Annotated in this window: 4 protein-coding genes; all 4 read left to right on the top strand. The window is 57.6% G+C overall.

What is annotated here, in order from left to right; translation table 11 throughout:
• Positions 1-2,334, top strand: a 2,334-nt coding sequence (locus tag ACEYDX_RS04620; protein ID WP_373740861.1) for an LPD7 domain-containing protein, incomplete at its 5' end; no start/stop codon positions are given.
• A gap of 67 nt (positions 2,335-2,401) precedes the next feature.
• Positions 2,402-2,614 carry a hypothetical protein gene (locus ACEYDX_RS04615; protein ID WP_373740860.1) on the top strand — a complete coding sequence of 71 codons (213 nt, stop codon included), beginning with the start codon at positions 2,402-2,404 and terminating at the stop codon, positions 2,612-2,614.
• 61 nt (positions 2,615-2,675) lie between these two features.
• Positions 2,676-3,890: an ArdC family protein gene (locus ACEYDX_RS04610; protein ID WP_373740859.1), complete on the top strand. Its 1,215-nt coding sequence runs from the start codon at positions 2,676-2,678 to the stop codon at positions 3,888-3,890.
• A gap of 58 nt (positions 3,891-3,948) precedes the next feature.
• Positions 3,949-5,133, top strand: a complete 1,185-nt coding sequence (locus ACEYDX_RS04605) for a hypothetical protein (protein WP_373740858.1) — start codon at positions 3,949-3,951, stop codon at positions 5,131-5,133.
• Positions 5,134-5,265 lie beyond the last annotated feature (132 nt).

The raw sequence follows: 5,265 nt of genomic DNA, 5'->3' as shown, positions 1-5,265 counted from the left end.
GACAATTTGGTGGTGCCGCTGTATTACGGCGGCGAAATCGTCAATGTGCAGTCCATCAACCAAGACGGGCATAAGCGTTTCCTGTCCGGCGGACAGGTTAAAGGCGGTTACGCCGTGGTAGGCAATGCCGAACAGCTTTCAGACGGCCTGGTGATTGCAGAAGGCTACGCTACTGCCGCGAGTATCCATCAGGCAACAGGCAAACCCGTGATTGTGGCATTCAACGCCGGCAATATGGTTACGGTGTCGGAGCGGTTGGCCAAAAACCTGCCCGCCGATGTGCCGGTAATGCTGGCGGTGGATAACGACGCATCGCAAACCGGCATTCAAAAGGCGCGGCAGGCGGCGGCATTTTTTGGCGGGCGCGCCGTGGCGGTGCAGCCCGAATTCACGATGACGCAGATTCAGGCTTATCAGAAAACCAACGGGCTGAACCTGCCCAGCGACTTCAACGACCTGCACCAACTGGCCGGCATCGATGCCGTGCGCGAACGCATCGAATCGGCATTCAGACGGCCGCAGCCGGCTCCCGAAGCAGAAACGGAAATCAAACCCGCGCCGGTGCAACCCGCACCCGAAGAAACAGATTGGGCGGCGGTGGCAGCCGAAGAAGCCCGTCTGTCGGGTTACACCGCCCCGCCCGCAGCCGAGCCGCCGCCCCAAGCCGCCGAAATTCCGGCGACTCCTTTACAGGAACAGGAGCCTGAAATGGCCGCTACTGAAAACCATACCGCGCCTAATCAGGCGCAACCCGATGCCGAACCGGCAAACGCTATCGAATATGCGGCGGTACGCCGCACACGGGAACCCGAACCGTATCAGAGCGTTGACCCCGGCCATGTCTTCGGCCACAGGCGGGAACACGGCGGCGGAGACAGCCCCGCAGCCGACGACGGCAAAGCGCAAGCCGATAAGGAAACCCCGGCCGCAGCACAGCCGGATAAGAATCCCGAACCCGCCGCTGCGCCGGAAGCCGGGCAACCCGATTTGGCCGCTTCCGCCGGCCATAAAAAGCCCGTTACCGACCTGAACTACCGCATACCGCCCGACAGCATCAAGAGCCGTTACGTTGTGGCCGACGGCAAATACCTTTCCGCCGCCAACCACACCACCGTGCTGTTTACCGACAGCGGCAAAAAAATCAGCACCGCCAAAACCGACGCGCAGACCGTCAACGATATGCTGGAAGTGGCCAAAGAAAAAGGCTGGGACAGCATCAAACTTTCCGGCAGCAAAGAATTCAAGGCCATGATGTATGTGGCCGCCGAAAGCCAAGGCATCCGCACCAGCGGCTACCGGCCGACACCGGAAGATTTGGCGTTGCTGCAACGGCTGCGGCAGGAACGGTCGTTAAACGGCATTGAGCCGCAACCCGGGCGCGCCCCTGCCGTTACCCCCGAAGCCGAAAAAGTACCGCCCGCACCCTATCCCGGCGACAAACGGCAAAGGCAGTCTGAAACCCGCGCCCAAACCGCCGCCGCTGCCGAACCCGGGGAACGTATCGTCAGCGTGGGCAATGCCCCGTATCAGCACAACCCCAAAAACCAGCCCAGCCCGTTCATCGTTTTGGAAAAAGACGGCAAGGAGCGCACCGTTTGGGGCGTGGACTTACCCGACGCGATGGAGCGCAGCGGTGCGGAAATCGGCGACCGCATCCGATTGCATTCGCTGGGCAAACAGCCGGTGGAAATCGATGTGCCTGTGCGCGACGAAGCGGGCAACTTTACCGGCATGGAGAAAAAAGAAGTCCACCGCAATCTCTTCAAAATGGAAATTGTGTCGGACCGGCAAAAAGAGCAGCGGCAGGAGCAGGAAACGGTTGCCGTCCAACCCGATACGGCCGCTTTATCCAAAGCCGACAGGCTGATGGCACAAAGTTCCACACCGTCGGATGCTGCCATCAACACTTCCCACGTTGCCGATACCCAACAGGGTGTGCCGTTGCAGGGTATCGGGCAAGGGGAAGTTCCTTCGGAAGTGGCTGTGGCGGCCGGGCGTATGAAGGCGGCGGCGCTGGAAACCGGCTTTATTGCCGCAAAAGGCGCGTATATGAACAAAGCCGCCAAGCTCTCCAAGGCCAACAAACAGCTTTTGGCCTTTCACGAGCGCAACGTGCTGGACACCATACGCGATCTGAAAGGCGATGCCCGGACGCTGGCCCTGACCAACTACTACGAACATACCGCCAAGCAGATGTCGGGGCGCAACCTGCATCTGCCCAAACCGATTCAGATACCGGCGCAGGCCCACGAGCAGCAGCAGACACCGCAGTTGCAGCACGAGCAACAGCGACAGGAACGGCAACGGCAGCCTGAAATGGAAATCGGCCGTTAACCAACCACACAGCCCGGAGCCTAGGTGTTCCGGGCTGTTTTCGTTCAACGAAAGTTAAGGAGAAATAATGCACAAATGGTTAGACGGAGGCACGGAATCCGACGTATTGGAAAATTTCCTCACCGAAGAAGAAGCGGCGGTGCTTGCAGAGCTTGATGACGGACAACGTGAACGCTATTTGGCGGCAACGGCATCCTACGAGGCAATGAGCGCGTATTTGGCAAATCCCGACGAACCGGAAAATGCCAAAGCCCTGCTTGATTTAAGCGGTTGGAAATAACCGCCCTACCGGCGATATCCCTGCCAAACGGCAGGGATTTTTGCTTTTGCGGGAGAGTGCAATGAGTGAGACGAAACGCAACATTCAAAATGAGTTTGCCGAACGGGTGGCTGCCGAACTGATTGAGCAGTTAAAACAGGGCACCGCCCCCTTTCAAAAGCCGTGGGATCCGAAAATGGGGAAAGATATACCTTTCAACCATGTAACCGGACAGCCTTATCAGGGTGGCAATGCGCTGGAACTAATGATGCAGCGGCGCGATGATCCCCGCTGGCTGACTTACCGGCAGGCGCAATCGGTCGGTGCACAGGTACGCAAAGGGGAAAAAGGGGTTGCTCTGCTCAAGCTGATTACACATACGGAACGGTCGGCCAAAGACGAAAACGGCAAGGTTGTCCGCAATGCAGCCGGCGAGCCGCTAAAAGAAAGGGTTAGACTGGAAAAACCTTATATGAAATCGTTCACAGTTTTCAACGCCGCTCAGGTGGACGGTTTGCCGGCGTATGAAAAAACAATGGTGATGACAGACCACAACAGGGCAGAAAAGCTGTTGTTGTCGTCCGGGGCACAAATCCTGCACATGGATATTGATGCGGCGTTTTACGCGCACGGCCCGGACAAGATTGTGCTGCCGCCCAAAGAGCAATTCATCAGCACCGGTGCTTATTACGCTACTGCGTTACACGAACTCGGACATTGGACAGGCCATGAAAGCCGTCTGAACCGCGACATGATGAACAAATACGGCACGCCCGAATATGCGAGGGAGGAGTTGCGTGCCGAAATCGCCTCGCTGATGCTGACACGGGAGCTTGGTTTGCCGCACAACCCGGATAGCCACGCAAACTATGTAAACAGCTGGATTCAGGTGCTTGAAAACGATCCGCAGGAAATTCTGTATGCCAGCCGTGATGCGGCCAAGATAAAAGACTTTGTGATGGCATTTGAACAAAGCATCGGGAAAGACCGGATAGAGGTCGGGCAAAATCTGCCGGGCAGTATCGTTACCGGGCAACCGCCCCGCGAACAATCCCTGCAAGAACGTTTGCAGTTAGCACAAGAGCGTTATACGGAGCAGACCCTTACCCTGCCGCCGCCGCAACAGGAACGCCGCCGTCTGCTGGAATCACAAATGGAATCCCTGATTAAAGGGCTGCCCGAGCAGACGCAGATGCAGGCGCGCATCAATTTTTATACCAGCCAGGTTGAAGAAAGATTACGGCAGGTTCAGAAACCCGAACCGCCCGGACAAAGCGAAATTTCCTTCGACCGCTGATTTTCTTGCACCGTTGGGCCGTTTGAAATTTCAGGCGGCCTTCCTTTTTCGGAGCGCCATGACTATGACAGAACAGCGGGAATCTCCCGGCTATTACGAAACCGAGAGCCGTATCGGCGGGCGTGAAGCCTATGAGACGGCCAAGGCTGCGCGCAAAACCGAACTGGATTACCGTCAATGGGTGCAGGTGCGCACGCCCGAATTCAAGGCTTGGTTCGGCGATTGGCAAAACGGGGCGGTTTCCCGCAACCTGCTGGACGGCAACGGCGAACCGAAGGTGTTTTACCCCGCTCCCGCGCCCGACCACATTACCGTTACCCGGCAGGTTGTCCGCACGGAACAGCAGCAACGGCGCATCAGGGAAGAACAGACGCGCTATGTGAAATACGATACGCAGGGGCGGGTGCTGGCGGTGTCGTCCGTACCGAAAGACGGGCTGGATGCCGAAACCCACACACGGACCCGGACCGTTTCCGTGCCGGTGGAAAAAAGCGAAGCCGTTACCGAAACACTCCGGTTTGCCGCGCATGAAAACCTGCGGACGTTTACCGTCCATACCGCCGACAACCAAACCGTCGGTTATCTGTCGCTGTGGCGGGAACGGGCGGGCGAACCGCCGTTTCTTAGCAACCGCCCCGTTTCCAAACCCGACGGCAGCTACCTTGTGCCGTACAAGGCCGAACTTGCGGAAGGATACCGCGGGCTGGGCATTGCGGCGGTATTGTACCGTTTTGCCGAACGGCAGACCGGCGAACTCATCTATCCCGCCCGTTCGCAAACCGACATGGCCAAAAGGTTTTGGGACAAACGCCGTCGCGAAGGCGGTTTTAGCGGCTATTTCGTCAACGGAGCCGGACAAATCAAGTCCGCCACCGACAACAGCGGGCTGTTCAGTCCCGATAATCCCTATGCCGACGATTCCCCGTACAGGCCGTCTGAAGTCAGACGGCCTTCTTTTTTGGAGAACACCATGACCGACAACACATCCCGACCACCGGAAGACAGTCCGCACGGCGGCCTGAAATTGGCCAAACACCACTATCAGATGCAGGGGGCGACGCTGACGGCTGCGGAAAAACAGCAGCGTGCCGTTTTGGAACACGCGCTGGAAAAAACCATCGCCGGACTGCCGCCCGACATACAGAATCAGGCGCGTACCCATTTTTACCGCTCGCAAGTCAGGGCCGTCGCAGAGAGACACGCCGAAGTGTCGCAATCTCCGGATGCTTCGCCTGAACGTTAGGCTGTCTGAAACATACCGTCCATCCCGGCAAGATTGCCGGGTGTTTTTTGGAACAACAGCATGACAAAATCTTTGAAAGTATATGGCCTGCCCCAAAACGCAATGGAAAACCTGCGTACCCTGTCCGAAAAG

It is taken from the genome of Neisseria sp., from assembly GCF_041804105.1.
In the GTDB taxonomy this organism is placed as follows: Bacteria; Pseudomonadota; Gammaproteobacteria; order Burkholderiales; family Neisseriaceae; genus Neisseria.
The sequence above is the reverse complement of the archived record's forward strand: the minus strand, read 5'-3'. Positions and strand labels throughout refer to the sequence as shown.

Bases quoted from the DNA above. Each gene is read 5' to 3' on its own strand.
- ACEYDX_RS04615 (WP_373740860.1), top strand. From the start codon at position 2,402: ATGCACAAATGGTTAGACGGAGGCACGGAATCCGACGTATTGGAAAAT.
- ACEYDX_RS04610 (WP_373740859.1), top strand. From the start codon at position 2,676: ATGAGTGAGACGAAACGCAACATTCAAAATGAGTTTGCCGAACGGGTG.
- ACEYDX_RS04605 (WP_373740858.1), top strand. From the start codon at position 3,949: ATGACTATGACAGAACAGCGGGAATCTCCCGGCTATTACGAAACCGAG.